This window comes from Gordonia oleivorans (assembly GCF_040044975.1).
Lineage (GTDB): Bacteria > Actinomycetota > Actinomycetes > Mycobacteriales > Mycobacteriaceae > Gordonia > Gordonia oleivorans.
The window spans coordinates 314,023-329,252 of sequence record NZ_JBDZDI010000004.1 but is presented as its reverse complement, the minus strand read 5'-3'; the positions used below and the strand labels follow the sequence as shown (position 1 = coordinate 329,252).

The 15,230-nt window shown below is 66.5% G+C and carries 17 protein-coding genes; 8 read left to right on the top strand and 9 right to left on the bottom strand.

Annotated features, from left to right (window positions below):
- The first annotated feature begins 46 nt into the window (after positions 1-46).
- From secY to map, 3 genes are read left to right on the top strand one after another with little or no spacing between them, the layout of a single operon-like run.
- On the top strand, positions 47-1,369 hold the full coding sequence (gene secY, locus ABLE92_RS09780) for a preprotein translocase subunit SecY (protein ID WP_348804543.1): 1,323 nt from the start codon (positions 47-49) through the stop codon (positions 1,367-1,369).
- The gene (locus ABLE92_RS09775; protein ID WP_348804542.1) at positions 1,366-1,920 is read left to right on the top strand and encodes an adenylate kinase; all 555 of its coding nucleotides are present in this window, start codon (positions 1,366-1,368) and stop codon (positions 1,918-1,920) included. The genes secY and ABLE92_RS09775 overlap by 4 nt, the downstream gene beginning before the upstream one ends.
- Before the next feature lie 42 nt (positions 1,921-1,962).
- Positions 1,963-2,757 carry a type I methionyl aminopeptidase gene (gene map, locus ABLE92_RS09770; protein WP_348804541.1) on the top strand — a complete coding sequence of 265 codons (795 nt, stop codon included), beginning with the start codon at positions 1,963-1,965 and terminating at the stop codon, positions 2,755-2,757.
- Between the two features lie 5 nt (positions 2,758-2,762).
- On the opposite strand, the gene ABLE92_RS09765 is transcribed toward map, so the two are convergent.
- The 7 genes from ABLE92_RS09765 to ABLE92_RS09735 form a co-directional block, all read right to left on the bottom strand.
- Positions 2,763-3,452: a TetR/AcrR family transcriptional regulator gene (locus tag ABLE92_RS09765; RefSeq protein WP_348804540.1), complete on the bottom strand. Its 690-nt coding sequence runs from the start codon at positions 3,450-3,452 to the stop codon at positions 2,763-2,765.
- A 355-nt stretch (positions 3,453-3,807) separates the two neighbouring features.
- Entirely contained in the window at positions 3,808-3,930 is a 123-nt protein-coding gene (locus ABLE92_RS09760) for a hypothetical protein (protein ID WP_348804539.1), read from the bottom strand.
- On the bottom strand, positions 3,918-5,039 hold the full coding sequence (locus tag ABLE92_RS09755) for an NADH-ubiquinone oxidoreductase-F iron-sulfur binding region domain-containing protein (protein ID WP_348804538.1): 1,122 nt from the start codon (positions 5,037-5,039) through the stop codon (positions 3,918-3,920). Before ABLE92_RS09755 ends, ABLE92_RS09760 begins: the two co-directional genes overlap by 13 nt.
- The gene (locus tag ABLE92_RS09750) at positions 5,036-5,602 is read right to left on the bottom strand and encodes a ferric reductase-like transmembrane domain-containing protein (protein WP_348804537.1); all 567 of its coding nucleotides are present in this window, start codon (positions 5,600-5,602) and stop codon (positions 5,036-5,038) included. The genes ABLE92_RS09755 and ABLE92_RS09750 overlap by 4 nt, the downstream gene beginning before the upstream one ends.
- Positions 5,599-6,615 (bottom strand): FAD:protein FMN transferase, encoded by a 1,017-nt coding sequence (locus ABLE92_RS09745; RefSeq protein ID WP_348804536.1) that lies wholly within the window; start codon positions 6,613-6,615, stop codon positions 5,599-5,601. The genes ABLE92_RS09750 and ABLE92_RS09745 overlap by 4 nt, the downstream gene beginning before the upstream one ends.
- Positions 6,612-7,154 carry a hypothetical protein gene (locus tag ABLE92_RS09740; protein ID WP_348804535.1) on the bottom strand — a complete coding sequence of 181 codons (543 nt, stop codon included), beginning with the start codon at positions 7,152-7,154 and terminating at the stop codon, positions 6,612-6,614. The genes ABLE92_RS09745 and ABLE92_RS09740 overlap by 4 nt, the downstream gene beginning before the upstream one ends.
- A gap of 19 nt (positions 7,155-7,173) precedes the next feature.
- Positions 7,174-8,397, bottom strand: a complete 1,224-nt coding sequence (locus tag ABLE92_RS09735; protein ID WP_348804534.1) for an oxygenase MpaB family protein — start codon at positions 8,395-8,397, stop codon at positions 7,174-7,176.
- Positions 8,398-8,700: 303 nt separating this feature from the next.
- Here ABLE92_RS09735 and ABLE92_RS09730 point away from each other — a divergent pair, with 303 nt between their 5' ends.
- Genes ABLE92_RS09730 through ABLE92_RS09715 form a run of 4 tightly spaced genes read left to right on the top strand, consistent with a single transcriptional unit; the run spans position 8,701 to position 12,925 of the window.
- Complete coding sequence (locus tag ABLE92_RS09730; RefSeq protein WP_348804533.1) at positions 8,701-9,618, top strand: carbohydrate ABC transporter permease; 918 nt, start codon at positions 8,701-8,703, stop codon at positions 9,616-9,618.
- Positions 9,615-10,451 (top strand): carbohydrate ABC transporter permease, encoded by an 837-nt coding sequence (locus ABLE92_RS09725; protein ID WP_348804532.1) that lies wholly within the window; start codon positions 9,615-9,617, stop codon positions 10,449-10,451. The genes ABLE92_RS09730 and ABLE92_RS09725 overlap by 4 nt, the downstream gene beginning before the upstream one ends.
- A gap of 49 nt (positions 10,452-10,500) precedes the next feature.
- Positions 10,501-11,811, top strand: a complete 1,311-nt coding sequence (locus tag ABLE92_RS09720; RefSeq protein ID WP_348804531.1) for an ABC transporter substrate-binding protein — start codon at positions 10,501-10,503, stop codon at positions 11,809-11,811.
- A gap of 46 nt (positions 11,812-11,857) precedes the next feature.
- Positions 11,858-12,925, top strand: coding sequence for an ABC transporter ATP-binding protein (locus ABLE92_RS09715; protein ID WP_348804530.1), 1,068 nt, complete (start codon positions 11,858-11,860; stop codon positions 12,923-12,925).
- Positions 12,926-12,931: 6 nt separating this feature from the next.
- On the opposite strand, the gene fdhD is transcribed toward ABLE92_RS09715, so the two are convergent.
- Entirely contained in the window at positions 12,932-13,792 is an 861-nt protein-coding gene (gene fdhD, locus ABLE92_RS09710; protein WP_348804529.1) for a formate dehydrogenase accessory sulfurtransferase FdhD, read from the bottom strand.
- Between the two features lie 120 nt (positions 13,793-13,912).
- On the opposite strand from fdhD, the gene ABLE92_RS09705 reads away from it, so the two are divergent.
- Complete coding sequence (locus ABLE92_RS09705) at positions 13,913-14,593, top strand: hypothetical protein (protein WP_348804528.1); 681 nt, start codon at positions 13,913-13,915, stop codon at positions 14,591-14,593.
- 150 nt (positions 14,594-14,743) lie between these two features.
- Here ABLE92_RS09705 and dtd read toward each other — a convergent pair whose 3' ends face one another.
- Positions 14,744-15,196 carry a D-aminoacyl-tRNA deacylase gene (gene dtd / locus ABLE92_RS09700; RefSeq protein WP_348804527.1) on the bottom strand — a complete coding sequence of 151 codons (453 nt, stop codon included), beginning with the start codon at positions 15,194-15,196 and terminating at the stop codon, positions 14,744-14,746.
- Positions 15,197-15,230: the final 34 nt, after the last annotated feature.

The following is a 15,230-nucleotide window of genomic DNA, read 5'->3' as shown; positions in this document are numbered from 1 at the left end:
GCCTGAAGGGTCCGGGCGGTGAGCACGTGTGCTCTAGGAGGAATTAGTGCTCTCCCCCCTCATCGCGGCCTTACGGACGCCCGATCTGAGGAAGAAGATCCTCTTCGTCATCGGCATCATCGTCCTGTATCGCCTCGGGGCCACGGTTCCGTCGCCGGGCGTCAACTACGTCGAGGTGCACAAGTGCATCGACACCATCAACAGCGGCGGCGGCAATCAGGTCTACTCGCTGATCAACCTGTTCTCCGGTGGTGCGTTGCTGCAGCTGTCGGTGTTCGCGATCGGCATCATGCCGTACATCACGGCGAGCATCATCGTCCAGCTGCTCACCGTGGTCATCCCGCGGTTCGAGCAACTGCGCAAGGAAGGCCAGTCCGGCCAGGCCAAGATGACGCAGTACACCCGCTACCTCACGGTGGCGTTGGCGTTGCTGCAGTCCACCGGCATCGTGGCGCTGGCCGATCGTGGCAATCTGCTGCCGGCCAGCTGTGGCGACAACATCCTCAACGACAAGAGCATCTTCGGCCTGACCATCATCGTGCTGGTGATGACGGCGGGTGCCTGCCTGGTGATGTGGTTCGGTGAGCTGATCACCGAACGCGGCATCGGCAACGGCATGTCGCTGCTGATCTTCGCCGGTATCGCCGCCCGCATCCCCGCCGAGGGACGTGCCATCCTCACCAGCCGTGGCGGCCTGGTCTTCGGTCTCGTCGTCGTCGCGGTGCTGATCATCGTGGCCGGCGTGGTGTTCATCGAGCAGGGGCAGCGCCGCATCCCGGTGCAGTACGCCAAGCGCATGGTGGGCCGCAAGATGTACGGCGGGTCGTCGACCTATCTGCCGTTGAAGGTCAACCAGGCCGGCGTCATCCCGGTGATCTTCGCGTCCTCACTGCTGTATCTGCCGCAGCTGATCGTCCAGCTCACCCAGTCCTCCGACGGCACGCAGTCGAGCTGGCAGCGGTGGGTGGCGACGTATCTGGCCGACCCGAGCAATTACGTCTACATCATCGTCTACTTCCTGATGATCATCTTCTTCACATATTTCTATGTGGCGGTGACATTCAATCCGGAAGAGCGTGCCGATGACATGAAGAAATACGGCGGCTTCATTCCGGGTATTCGTCCGGGACAGCCGACGGCCGACTATCTCGGCTATGTCCTCAGTCGCATCACGCTGCCGGGTTCGATCTACCTGGGTATCATCGCGGTACTGCCAAACCTGTTCCTCGAGATCGGTAACAGCGGTGGTGTTCAGAACCTGCCATTTGGGGGCACGGCCGTCCTGATCATGGTCGGTGTGGGACTGGACACGATGAAGCAGATCAACAGTCAATTGATGCAACGCAAGTACGAAGGATTCCTGAAGTGAGACTTGTCATTCTCGGCCCCCCCGGAGCAGGTAAAGGTACCCAGGCGGAACTGTTGAGCGAAGCGCTCGGCATCCCGCACATCTCCACCGGAGACCTGTTCCGCGCCAACATCTCACAGGGAACCGCGGTCGGTATCGAGGCCAAGCGCTACCTCGACGCCGGTGACCTGGTCCCGTCCGAGATCACCGTCGACATGGTGCGCGCCCGCGTCGGGGAACCCGATGCGTCCAAGGGATTCATCCTGGACGGCTTCCCGCGGTCGACCGAGCAGGCCGACGCACTCAAGGACATCCTGTCCGCACTGGACACCTCGCTGGATGCGGTGCTGTCGTTCGTCGTCGACGCCGACGTGGTGGTCGAGCGGATGCTGGCGCGTGGTCGTGCCGACGACACCGAAGAGGTCATCCGTAACCGGATGGCGGTGTATCAGAAGGAAACCGCACCGTTGCTCGACTACTACGGTGATCAGGTCAAGACGATCGACGCGGTCGGCGACGTGCAGGACGTGCATCAGCGGGTGCTGAGCGCGCTCGGCGCGGGCGTGTCCTGACTCGTTCGCAACTGAATCGAAGGAACCGAACCGGGGCCGGTCATGGGATTTCGCAAGCGTAAACGAGTGCCCTTCCGCAGTGCGGGGGAACTCGACGCGATGGCCGCGGCCGGTGCTGTGGTGGGTGCGGCGCTCGTCGCCGTACGCCACGCCGCCAAACCGGGTGTGAGCACCCTGGACCTCGACGAGATCGCTGAGACGGTCATCCGGCAGGCCGGCGCGGTCCCGTCCTTCAAGGGCTACCACGGCTTTCCCGGCACCATCTGTTCCTCGGTCAACGATGTTGTGGTGCACGGGATCCCCTCGGCGGATGTGATCCTCGCCGAGGGTGATCTCGTGTCCATCGACTGCGGGGCCGTTCTCGAGGGCTGGCACGGGGATTCGGCGTGGACCTTCGGCATCGGTGAACTGTCGCAGGCGGATTCGGAACTGTCCGAGGCCACGCGGCTGTCATTGGAGGCCGGTATCGCGGCCATGGTCGACGGTGCCCGGCTGTCCGACATCTCCCACGCCATCGAGACCGGTACCCATGACGCGGAACGAAAGTTCAGTCGTTCCTTCGGCATCGTCGACGGTTACGGCGGACACGGCATCGGCCGCGAGATGCATCTGGCTCCCTACCTCGCCAACGAAGGGGAACCGGGTAAGGGGCCACTGCTGGTGGTCGGTTCGACGTTGGCGATCGAGCCGATGCTCACGTTGGGCACCACCGAGACGTCGGTGCTCGACGACGACTGGACCGTCGTCACCGACGACGGTTCTCGCTCTGCGCATTGGGAACACACCGTCGCGGTGACCGCCGACGGCCCGCGCATTCTGACGCAGCGCCCCGAATGAGGTGATCAGCCCTCGGTGGGCACGTCGGTTGCCCATGCGCTGCCGCGGAGCAACGGCACGAGGAAACTGCGGGCGACGTGCGCGAGCTGGTCGTGATCATCGACGTCGACGACATCGCTCGGCACGGCCAGGAATGACGCCGAGATCCGCACCATGAGTTCCGCGATGAGATCGACGTCGGCGTCGGCGGCAACGTGACCGGCGGACTGCTCCTGACGGAGTTGTACGGCCACGAATTGGCGTACCACCGAAACCATCTGGCCGTCGTCGCTGACCATCGACGAGGCGAGGATGCCGGGATCGGCGAGCATGAGTCCGACGAACACCGGGTTGTGGCGGATCGCGTGCAGTGAACTCGCGAATCCGAGCACGACACGGTCGGCGGCGGTCGGCGCATCCCGGATGTCGATCAGGAACTGATCGAAGTACGCACGGAACTCCCGCAGGATGACGGCCTCGACGAGTGCGTGCTTGTTGGGGAAACGGCGATAGATGGTGACCCGGGCGACACGCGCCCGACGGGCGACGTCCTCCATCGCCGAGTGCCGCAGCCCGAACCTGCTGAACTGCTCCCGCGCAGCGTCGACGATGCGCGTGCGCACATCGTCGACGCCGTCACCGGATGTCGCCTGATCGGTGAGGACGCGCTGGAGCAGAACGGCCGCACCGGGATGGGAGTCGTCGATCACCGACACGAGATCTCGATTCCGTGGACTGCCGGCGATCAGTAGTGGGGGAACAGTGAGATCATGTCGAACTGGTTGAGCAGGTTCTGGATGACGTAGAAGATGTCGTTCCAATGATTCATGGGATGAAACTCCTTCGGGTTGTGCGGTTTCGGATGGTGATCGTTGGCGGTATGCGATAGCGGTGGCGGTGTCTCGGTGACTACTCCTTCTTGCTGATCTGCCGCTCCTTTCGGATCTGACGCTCCTGTCGGATCTCATGCAGTGCGCCGGTGGGACACAGGGACATGGCGGTCCGAGCGGCGCGGGGATCGGGATGCTCGTCGACGATGATGGGGTATCCCCACTCGTCGAGGTGGATGGACTAGGGCAGCAGGTGCGCGCAGATTCCCCTGCCCGTGCAGGCAATTCGATCGACGACGAGGGTCGGTGCCGGTCCGGATTCGTCGGTGCCGGCCCGGCCGGTGAGCGAGGTCAACCAGGACATGGGTGTGCTCCTGTCCGTGTCAACTCCCTCTGCGTCAACTCACTCTGCGTCAACTCGCTCGGCGCAGACTCGGGTCGGCGAGGCGCTCCGAACACCTCGAGCGCCGACGCGACGAAATCCGCGACGCCGTCGGGGAATCGGCATGCACCGCGGCCGCGCACCATCGCGACTCGACGGGTCAGGTGTGATGCCGCGCCGGGATCGTCGGCGTTGCGGAGGTCGGCGACGGTGGAGGCGATCGCGGGCAGACCGAACATGCATGGCCCGCACTGCCCGGCGGTTTCGGCCGCGGCGTAGTCGAGTGCGGCCGCCACCTGCGCCCACGGATCGGCATCGGCCTCGATCAGACGGACGGTCGCAGCTCCCATGCGAACGTGATGCGGCGCCAACCCGGCCCGAGACCACGCGGTTCGTGACGCGTCGGCGGCCGGCAGGAATCCGCCGCCGAGTCCGCCGAGCCAGAACGCCTGTGCCGCAACGGTCTGACCGCCGGCGAGCCCGAGGAGATCACCGACCCGCGGGCCGGCCTCCGCCTCGACGACTCCGGGTCTGCCGACACCGTTGGCCACTGTCACCAGTCGGGGTCCGGGCTCGGCCCGCGTACCGAAGGAGCGGAACCAGCGCACTCCACGATCGGCGATCTGGGCTGCACGCCACACGGTTTCGGCATTGAGGACGAGCGTCGGCCGGAGTCGGCGACCGTCGTGACCGCGGGCGCCGGCGGTCACCGGCGACCACCGCATCAGCGGACGGGCCTGCCCGCCATGGGCCAGACTCACCAGCGAGGACTCCTCGGAGGCGACGTAGCGGTGCGGTACCGCGACGGTGTCACACCCGTGCTCGTCGAGGATGGCGAGGGCAGCCGAACCGCGATGTGCCGCAACCCGAATCCGGCCGGCGGTCAGCAGCCGGGCGCCGGTGAGAACCGCGTCGAGGCGGTGAGCGATGACCCATCCGTCCTTGGTCGCGTCGATCTCGCCGTCGCAGGCGTTGATGATGAGATCGGCGCCGTGGCGGTGTGCCAGATCCACTTTGACGCCGGTGGGGAACCCGGCGCCGCCCCGCCCGGTGAGGCCTGCGTCGGTCAGCAGGTCGGCGATGGCGTTCATGTCCAACCTCCGATCGCGATCTCGGCGCGCCGGCGGCGATCGGCGGTGCGACTGAGCAGGCGCCACGCGGTGGCCGCCGCCATGACGAGACCGCAGGCCACGGTGACGATCCGCAACGCCTGCTGATCGTCGGCGGACATCATCAGTCCGTGCAGGACCGCGCTCGCCGCGAGCAGATACGACAGCCAGTGCACGGCCCGCCAGACCCGATGGGACAGGCGCAGCCGCAGAATCGACGTGACGAGCACGAGGATGAAGATGTCGACGGCGATGGCACCCACACCCACCCACATGCGGTGGTAATCGGAGGTGAACGGCACGACCACCGCGATCCATCCCAGGTCGACGTAGGCGTCGAGGACGGCGGTCGAGATGTGGATGGCGACGAACACGGTGGTGCCCAGGGCGAGGGTGCGATGCAGGCTCACCGCGACCGCGGTGAGGGAGCTCTCGGGTCGGAGGCCGACGGCGGTGGCGGCACCGAGCACGACGACCGCGGTGAGCAACATCAGACTGACGATGCCGCAGGCGCGGGAGGCGAACCACAGCCACGGACTGGTCATGACACACCCACCGCAGGGGTTGTGATGCCGGGCCATCCGGGGGCGGTGGTGATCTGGTGATCGGCGGCGATGAGGCACGCCGGAACCCGGCGGGCGGTCAGCCAGTCCGGGGCGCGGTCATCGAGGATGACCGCGGCGGTCGACGCGGCGTTGGCCTGGACCGCCGTCGGTGCCGCACAGGTCGCCTGGGCCCACCGCGTGTGGGCGGGCATCCCGGTTCGCGGGTCGATGATGTGATGCCGGTGGCGCCCGTGCTGTCGCCACGTCCGCAGCCTCGTCGACGAGGTGGCGAATGCCTGGCCGTCGGAGCGAACGACCTGAACCTGTGCGCCATCGGGTCCGAGGACGCCGATCGCCCACCCGTCGTCGGGCACGACTCCCGAGACCGCGGTGTCGCCGCCGAGGTTCACCAGATACCCACCGGAGCCCGACCGCGCGAGTTCCTCGGCGATGGCGTCGGCGGCCCATGCCTTGGCGACGGCACCGAGATCGAGTGCGGTCCCAGCCGGGAGTGTCACCCGGGCGCGCTGTTCGTCGAAGTCGGTGCGCCGCGAGACCGCCTGCCGTGCAGTGTGTTCGGGTGTCGGTCGGGAACCGGTGTCGGTGCGTGCGCGCACGATGTCGATGTCGTCGTCGTATCCGCAGGCGGCCAGCTCGGCACCCAACGATGCGCAGACCAGTCCGTCGGTCAGTCGCTCGGCGTGCACCGCCGCGCCCAGGCATCGGGCGAGAACCTCGCCGACGGGAAGGCACACCGAACCGTCGGGATCGGTGCGGGCGCGCTCGGCGCTCGCGGTATTGATCTGTGCCAGTTCGGAATCGGTGCGGAAGCGGGACGCCGCCCGATCGAGTTCGGCGAGTCGCCGACGCATCAGGGCGGCGGCCTCGTCGAGCTCGTCGGCGACGGTGCAGAGCACCGTGACGGTGGTGCCGATGGCCGAGAACCCGGCCGAGGCGACGGTTTCGGGGCCGGCTGTGGGCACGGCGGGGGAGTCGTGGTGGGTGTCGATCATGATCCGGCCGTCTGGGTCTGAGGTGGTGCGGCCGTCTCGGCGACCGGCGGCGGCGCCTCCCAGCCGCCACCGCCACCGCCAGCGCCACCGCCACCGCCGGAGGCCGCACCTGAGCCGCCGCCAGGGCTCTCCGGTTGCACCGCAGTGGGCTCGGGGACAACCACTTCCGGGGCGGTGTACCCGGTCTGCGCCGGCGCCTGTTCGACGGGGGGTTGGTAGGTCCCGGTCGGGGTCACGGCGGTGGGTGTCACGGCGGTCGGGGTCGCGGCGGTTCTGGGCGTCGCCGAACGCGGTGGCACGGGAGCACCCGACGTGCGTGCGGCGGGTCGTCGGGGTGGCGTCGTCGACGACGGTCCGGACGCGGTCGCCACCGTCGTGGAGGCGGCCGACGTCGTGGACTCATTCTCGCCGGCGGACTGGCCGGCGTCGGCGTGGCTCACCGCCAGCTGGCCGGTGAGCCCGGCGGCGGTGAGTGTTGCGGCGGCGAACACTCCGGCGGCCAGGCGCCGGGAGGTGATGATCGCGTTGGCCTGCTTCATGGCGTTGCCGAGAGGAACGTCAGAATCGCCGGTTCGCGGTCGGGATCTCGATGCTGATGGGCATGCGCAGTTCGGCGGCGTACCAGAGGACGAACTGGCGGAGGAATTCGTCGAACAGCCAGTAGGCGTTCTCGGTGATCGGCGCGACACCCAGGATTCCCGAACGGATCTGGAGGAACGGCGGCCAGGCCGTCTCGAGCAGTGGGCTCCACACCGGCTCGCGGGGCACCTGAATCCAATCGGCGAGCTTGGGGCCGAGGATGTAGCGGGTGAAGGCGCCCAGGATCGGCTTCGACAGCAGGCTCAGGTCGAGGTCGTGTCCGAGTTCGAGGAGCTGTTCGGCGAGCACCGTGCCCTCCGGCGTGGGTGCCAGCACCGGGTCGAGGACCTGCTTGGCCTGCGAATTGGCCTCCGCCCAGGACTGCGGCAGGTATTCGTCGCGGATGCCGAGGAAGTGGCCGCAGAGCTGCCAACTGTGCAGGTAGCCCTGGGATTCGTTGCGCGGGATGGGGATTCCCCACTTGACGAGGTTCTGCATGATCGTCGTCGGCAGACTGTGCCAGGTGACCAGCAGGTCCTCCTGGCTGATCGGCACGACGTTGTCGGGCCAGTGCGGCGACTGGGGCAGCAGGTGGCGGACGCCGGCGTGGATCATCCGGGTCTTGATGCAGGTCACGATCATCTGGCCGTCGGGATCGTAGGCGTTGATGGTGCCGATGTCGTAGCCCAGTTTGGCGGTCTTGGCGATCCGGTCCTTGAAGTACACCGGGTGCCCGCCCTTGGAGTAGTACACCGAGCGCGCCTCGTTGGGGATGACGGTGGCCATCATGCCCGCGGCGAAGGCGTACAACACGGAGATGATGGTGTCCTGCTTCTTGACGAAGGTGAACGAATCCGCCAGTTTGCCCTTGTCGGTCCATGACGGCAGTTTGCGGGCCTCGTGGATGAAGTCCTTGAGGTTGCTCGGCAGCGACGCGGGGATGGGCTGATCGTTGCGGACCCATCCGCGGAGCGCGCGGTTGATGGCGGCGACGTCGTGGTGTTCGATCACGTCGGCGATCACCGCGTCGGCCTCGGGGTCCCACAGGTGGCGGGGATCGGCGCCGGCTCCGGTAACGGGCACCGAACCGGCGGGCGACCATGACCACGGTTGTGCGCGTGCGGGTTTGGCGCCGAACGCCATCGATCCCGCCACGGCGAGCGCTCCCGCGCCACCGGCCCGTAGTGCATTCCTTCTGTTCATGTCGACGCTCATTGGTCCCCCGATCTCGGTTCGGCATAGAGTTACAGATCGTGTCACTCTGTAACTCATGTATGAAATCACATATTGGTAGCGAAGTGGTGTGGATAACGAAAAATCTCCGAGGATGACCACATCGGTCACCGTCGGAGATGGCATTCTCCCGCCCGCCCACGCGGGTTGTGCCTGTTGACGCGGTACCCCGCGCGAATGTGAACCCTTGCCAACTATCGGTTGGTGAACCGTTCACCGATGTGTCGATGAGTGTTGTGCCGTACGACGGCTGAGGCACGCACACTCACTCGCGTGCCACCGGTGACCGAGCATGTCCTGCCACAAGCGGGTCATCGTCGTCCGTGGCGCACCTACCTGTTGTTCCTGGCCATCGTCGGCCCCAATCTCGTTCTGCTGGTGGTGTTCACCTACCGGCCACTGATCGAGAACATCCGGATGTCGTTCTACGACTGGAACATCTCCTCGCCCGGCGCCACCTTCATCGGTACGGACAACTACCGCGAGTGGGCCACCCGATCCGACACGGCGATCATCGTCACGAACACGGTGGTCTTCACCCTCGCCGCGGTGATCGGCAGCATGGTCATCGGACTGGCGCTCGCGGTCCTGCTGGATCGCAAACTGGCCGGACGAAACCTGGTGCGCTCGACGGTGTTCGCGCCGTTCGTGATCTCCGGCGCGGCCATCGGCATCGCCTTCCAGTTCGTCTTCGACCCGAATTTCGGACTCATCAACGACCTGATGGTGCGCACCGGTCTCGGTCCGGCGCCCGACTTCTATCAGCAACCCGGGTGGGCGATGGTGATGATCACGGTGACCTACCTCTGGAAGAACGTCGGGTACACCTTCGTGATCTACCTCGCCGCGCTCCAGGGACGACGCGCCGATCTGGATGAGGCGGCCCTGATCGACGGGGCGGGACCGGTGACGCATTTCCGGCGCGTCCTGCTGCCGCAACTGCGGCCCACCACCTACTTCCTGTCGATCACGGTGATGCTGAACTCGCTGCAGGTCTTCGACATCATCAACGTGATGACCCGCGGCGGGCCGCTCGGCAACGGCACCACGACGATGGTGTACCAGGTCTATGAGGAGACCTTCCGCAACTTCCGGGCCGGCTACGGCGCCACGGTGGCGACCGTCATGTTCGTCGTCCTGCTGATCATCACGGTCCTGCAGGTGCGGGTGATGGATCGGGGCGAGCGATGAACGCATCGACCCGCGCCCGGATCGCCACCGCATCCGGCTACCTCGCGATGGCGGTGGTCGTCGTGGTGGTCGCCCTGCCGCTGATCTGGATCCTGTTGGCCTCCTTCAAGGATCGTTCCGAGATCTATGTGCAGCCCGCCGTGTGGTGGCCGTCGACCTGGCACCCGGAGAACTATCGCGAGGCGACGACATCGGTGCCGTTCTGGCGGTTCCTGGGCAATTCCCTGATCACCGCGGGCGCGTTGACGATCATCAAGTTCGTCCTCGGTGTGCTCAGTGCGTACGGACTGGTGTTCCTGCGATTCCCGTTCAAGAACCTGGTGTTCCTGACGATCATCGCGGCACTCATGGTGCCCAACCAGATCACGGTGATCACCAACTATTCGCTGGTGGCGCAGCTGGGATTGCGCAACACCTTCGTCGGGATCATCGTGCCGCTGGCCGGGGTGGCGTTCGGAACGTTCCTGATGCGCAACCACTTTCTGTCGATTCCGGCCGAGATCATCGAGGCCGCGAGGATGGACGGCGCCGGGCACGTCCGGCTGTTGCTGCGCGTGGTGCTGCCGATCTCGATCCCCACGATGGTGGCGTTCGCCCTGATCACGTTGGTCAACGAGTGGAACGAATACCTGTGGCCCTTCCTCATGGCCGACGATTACCGCGTCGCGACCCTCCCGGTGGGGCTCACCCAACTGCAGAACAACGACGGCCTCACCAACTGGGGGCCGGTGATGGCCGCGACCGTCCTCGCGATGCTGCCGATCCTGCTGATCTTCCTTGTCCTGCAACGCCAGATGATCAAGGGGCTCACATCGGGGGCGGTCAAGGGATGACAGTCATGCACGCAGGAAACGACATGCACACTCCAGGAGGGGACTCACGATGACCGACATCTCACGCCGCGCGGTACTCACCGGCGCTCTTGCCGCGGCCGGAGCCGCCACGCTCGCGGCCTGCGCCGGTTCCGGCGGCAGCGGCGGCTCGGGCGGGGACGCCAACAATCTCACGTTCTGGTCCAATCACCCGGGCAAGTCGACCGACGTCGAGAAGGAACTGATCTCGCGATTCGAGGCGGCCAATCCCACCATCAAGGTATCCCTCGTCGACGGTGGCAAGAACTACGAAGAGCTGGCCCAGAAATTCAATGCCGCCCTCTCCGGCGGGGACCTGCCCGACATCGTGGTGCTCTCGGACGTCTGGTGGTTCAATTTCGCACTGCTGAAAGCGATCACGCCGCTCGACGATCTCTACGGCGACGCGGGCGTCGACCCGTCGACCTACGTCACCTCGCTCTACGACGACTACCACTGGAACGACAAGCACTGGGCGCTGCCGTACTCGCGCTCGACGCCGTTGTTCTACTACAACCAGGACGTCTGGACCCGTGCGGGACTGCCGAATCGGGGACCCAACACCTGGCAGGAATTCGGGGAGTGGGGACCGCGCATTCAGCAGGCGGTCGGCGACGGCAAGCAGGCCCACGGCTGGGGCAACGCCACCGACTATCTGGGCTGGACCTTCGAGGGGCCCACGTGGACGTTCGGTGGCGCCTACTCCGACGAATGGGACCTGCAGTTCACCAATCCGAAGACCATCGCCGCGGCCACCTGGTTCTCCGATTCCATCAACACCGGCCGCTACGCCAAGATCTCCAATGACATCGCGGGCGACTTCAGTGCCGGGATCATCGCATCCACCGTCGCCTCGACCGGCGACCTGTCCGGAATCACCGACAACGCCCGCTTCGGTGTCGGTACCGCCTTCCTGCCCGCGCCCGACGGGATCAAGGGATGCCCGACCGGCGGTGCCGGACTGGCGATTCCCGCGAACATCTCCCGGGAACGAAAGATCAATGCGCTCAAGTTCATCGACTTCATCACCAACACCGCCAACACGGTCTACTTCTCCCAGAACGTCGGCTACATGCCGGTGCGCAGCGCGGCCGCGTCCGATCCGGCGATGACATCCTTTCTCGCCCAGAATCCGAATTTCGCCACCGCGATCACACAACTCCCGCAGACCCGGTCGCAGGACTATGCGCGCGTGTTCCTGCCCGGTGCCGACAAGATCATCGGCACCGGATACGAGCGGATCGGACTGCAGAACGCGAACGTGACCGACACACTCGCCGACGTGCAGAGCCAGTTGCAGCAGATCTACGACACCCAGATCAAGTCCAAGCTGCCCAACTGACCTCGCTCGCAGGGTAGACGAAAAGCATAGGCAGAACACCTCATTCATGGCATCCATCACCTTTGACGCGGTCACCCGGCAGTTCTTACCCGACGCGCCGCCGGCTGTCGACGCACTCGACCTCGACATCGGCGACGGCGAATTCATGGTGCTCGTCGGCCCTTCCGGATGTGGCAAGTCGACCACCCTGCGGATGCTGGCGGGCCTGGAGCCGGTGGAATCGGGCCGAATCCTCATCGATGGTGCTGATGTCTCCGGAAAGGCGCCCAGGGAGCGCGACGTGGCGATGGTCTTCCAGAACTACGCGCTCTACCCCAACATGTCGGTCGCGCAGAACATGGGGTTCGCACTCCGCAACGCGGGAATGTCCAAGGCGGACACGCAGGCCCGTGTCCTCGACGTCGCCCGGATGCTCGAGCTCGAATCGTTGCTCGGGCGCAAACCGGCGAAACTGTCCGGCGGTCAACGTCAGCGGGTGGCGATGGGCCGGGCCATCGTCCGTCGGCCGCGGGTGTTCTGCATGGACGAACCGCTGTCGAATCTCGACGCCAAACTCCGGGTGAGCACGCGGGCGCAGATCGCGGCGCTGCAACGCGAACTGGGTACCACCACCCTGTATGTCACCCATGATCAGGTGGAGGCCATGACGATGGGGCATCGTGTGGCCGTCCTCGATCATGGTGTGCTCCAACAGGTCGGGACCCCCAGAGAGATCTACCGCGATCCGGTCAACATGTTCGTCGCCGGATTCATGGGCAGCCCGCAGATGTGCCTGGTCGACGTCGAACGCGACGGTTCGGCGGTGGCGTTGGGCGACGCCACGATTGCGGCCCCACCGGGCGCGCCGGCGCGTGTCACCGTCGGCCTGCGGGCGCAGGCGTGGCGCGTCGGGCCGGTGCACGAACCCGAAACGGTCAGAGCCCGAGTGGAATTGGTGGAGGAACTCGGCGCCGAACAGTACATCTACTGCTCCGCCGAGGTGACACCACGGTCCGGGCGGGTGGTGGTGCGCGCCGATCATCACCGGGAGTTCGCCGTCGGGGACGAACTCGGGCTGACCCCGTTGCCGGAGGAGATGCACTGGTTCGACACCGCGACCGGCACCCGGATCTGAGGGGGCTCAGCCCACCTGCGATCCGGCCTGCGTGGCCACGGTTCTGATCCGGTCGGCGCGGCTGTAGATCACCATCGACCCGCCGCGCACGAAACCGGCGAGGGTCAATCCGTGCTCGTCGGCGAGATCGGCGGCCAGCGACGACGGCGCCGAGACCGCCGACAGCATCGGGATGCCTGCCATGACCGCCTTCTGCACCAACTCGAAACTGGCCCGCCCGGAAACCTGTAACACGGTGCCACGCAACGGAAGTCGATCCGCGATCGTCATCGCTCCGATCACCTTGTCGACGGCGTTGTGGCGACCCACGTCCTCGCGGAGTGTCAGCAGCTCACCGGTGACGGCGTCGAAGAGCCCGGCCGCATGCAACCCGCCGGTCTTGTCGAACACCTTCTGCTTCTTGCGCAGTCGATCAGGCAGGGCGAGAACCTGATCGGCGTCGATCACCATCGGGTCGTCGGCGACGGTGAACCGCGACCGGGTCCGGACGGCGTCGATGCTGTCCTTGCCACACACGCCGCACGCGCTGGTGACGGTGAAACTACGGGCCAGGGACGGATCCGGCGGTGGGACGCCGGGCGCGAGCGTGACGTCGAGAACGTTGTAGGTGTTGACCCCGTCGGCGGTGGCGCCGGCGCAGTAGCGCGCCATCGAGACGTCGTGGGCCCGCGCGATCACGCCCTCGGCGACGAGGAAGCCGGTGGCGAGATCGACGTCGTCACCCGGCGTGCGCATCGTGACGACCAGTGGGCGGCCGTCGACGCGGATCTCCAACGGTTCCTCGACGGCGAGGACGTCGGCCCGCGACGTCGGTTCGGCACCCTGCCGGACGCGGACGACGCGGCGTCGAGCGGTGATGCGTCCCATGGCCTCACGGTACCGCGCGAACCGTTGGTCCGTTCGGACGACGTGCCCCTCCCGGGGCGCTGACCTGCACATCGCCGGTCTAAAGTGAGCTCACGCCAACCCCGATCGGATGGAGTCGCGATGACCTGGCCCGGACCGGATCCGCAACGGGACCCATGGGCTCGGCCCGCGTCGCCGTACGGGCCGGGGGCATATCCGCAGCCGGGCCCGAGCCCGCAGCCGTATCCCCAGAATCCGTACCCCCAGAATCCGTACGCACAGAATCCGTATCCCCAGAATCCGTACCCTCAGAATCCGTACGCTCCTGGTCCGTATCCACCGAATGCCGCCGCGCCGCAGTTCGGCCTTCCGCCGGCGGGGCCGCCACCGCGGCGTGGATCGGGTGGCGTCTGGGCCGTCGTGATCCTCTGCGTCGTCGTGGTGATCGGTGCCGTCATCGGCGGAGTCGTCCTCCTGAGCCAATCCGGTTCGGGTGGGGTGCTCGCGTCGTCGAGCTCCGATGAGCAGGCGGTGCGCGCGGCCTACGAGGGATACACCCAGGCGTTGAGCACCTACGACATCGAGGGCGCCAAGGGGTACATCTGCCCGGAGTCCACCGAGCTTCTCGGAGTTCTCGATCTCCTCGGCGCGTTCGCGCCGGAGGGTGAGACCGCCGATGTCGACCTCGATGTGCAATCAGTGGAGATCGACGGTGATCGGGCGACGGTCACGGCCTCGATCTACGCACCGACACTCAACATGTCCGACGTCCCCGGGCACGCCCGCCGGATCGGTGACGGCTCGTGGTGCCTGCTGGACTGATGGTTCCTGCGTGACTGGCCCGCTTGGCGCGGGTGGTTCTCGTCCGCGCGCCTGCTCCACGCTCGCGCGCGTCGTGCAATGACCGCGTGGGGGCGGGGGTACCGCGCGGACGTGGAGCGCCCGCGCGAGTGGGGCGGGACGTCGATCGTGTCAGACCTCGACGGTGATCGTCACCGGTCCGTCGTTGACCAGGTGGACGGCCATGTGCGCGCCGAACCGGCCGGTCGCCACGGTGGCGCCGGCCGACCGCAGCGCCTCGACGACGGCGTCGACGAGTGGTTCGGCCACCGGTCCGGGGGCCGCGGCGTTCCACGACGGCCGACGGCCCTTGGCGGTGTTCGCGTACAGGGTGAACTGGCTGATCACCAGGATCGGGGCGTCGACGTCGGCCGCGGATACCTCGCGGACCTCGCCGTCGCCGTCGAGGATGCGTAACCGCCAGATCTTGTCGGCGAGTGCGGCCGCCTGCGGCGGGCCGTCGTCGTGGGTGACCCCGACGAGGACCACCAGGCCTTGCCGGCCGTCGGTGAGGTCGAGCTCGCCGACCGTCGTGTCGTCGACGATCACCCGGGCCGCGGTCACCCGCTGGATCACTGCTCGCATGAGCAGTCAGGGTAATCCGGGCGCGGTCGGTAGG

Excerpts from the sequence above, each read along its gene's own strand:
- fdhD (WP_348804529.1), bottom strand. The coding sequence starts at position 13,792 with ATGGGACGCATCACCGCTCGACGCCGCGTCGTCCGCGTCCGGCAGGGT.
- ABLE92_RS09745 (WP_348804536.1), bottom strand. The coding sequence starts at position 6,615 with ATGATCGACACCCACCACGACTCCCCCGCCGTGCCCACAGCCGGCCCC.
- ABLE92_RS09760 (WP_348804539.1), bottom strand. The coding sequence starts at position 3,930 with ATGTCCTGGTTGACCTCGCTCACCGGCCGGGCCGGCACCGACGAATCC.
- ABLE92_RS09720 (WP_348804531.1), top strand. The coding sequence starts at position 10,501 with ATGACCGACATCTCACGCCGCGCGGTACTCACCGGCGCTCTTGCCGCG.
- dtd (WP_348804527.1), bottom strand. The coding sequence starts at position 15,196 with ATGCGAGCAGTGATCCAGCGGGTGACCGCGGCCCGGGTGATCGTCGAC.
- ABLE92_RS09725 (WP_348804532.1), top strand. The coding sequence starts at position 9,615 with ATGAACGCATCGACCCGCGCCCGGATCGCCACCGCATCCGGCTACCTC.
- ABLE92_RS09735 (WP_348804534.1), bottom strand. The coding sequence starts at position 8,397 with ATGAACAGAAGGAATGCACTACGGGCCGGTGGCGCGGGAGCGCTCGCC.
- ABLE92_RS09715 (WP_348804530.1), top strand. The coding sequence starts at position 11,858 with ATGGCATCCATCACCTTTGACGCGGTCACCCGGCAGTTCTTACCCGAC.
- ABLE92_RS09740 (WP_348804535.1), bottom strand. The coding sequence starts at position 7,154 with ATGAAGCAGGCCAACGCGATCATCACCTCCCGGCGCCTGGCCGCCGGA.
- ABLE92_RS09750 (WP_348804537.1), bottom strand. The coding sequence starts at position 5,602 with ATGACCAGTCCGTGGCTGTGGTTCGCCTCCCGCGCCTGCGGCATCGTC.
- ABLE92_RS09705 (WP_348804528.1), top strand. The coding sequence starts at position 13,913 with ATGACCTGGCCCGGACCGGATCCGCAACGGGACCCATGGGCTCGGCCC.
- map (WP_348804541.1), top strand. The coding sequence starts at position 1,963 with ATGGGATTTCGCAAGCGTAAACGAGTGCCCTTCCGCAGTGCGGGGGAA.
- ABLE92_RS09755 (WP_348804538.1), bottom strand. The coding sequence starts at position 5,039 with ATGAACGCCATCGCCGACCTGCTGACCGACGCAGGCCTCACCGGGCGG.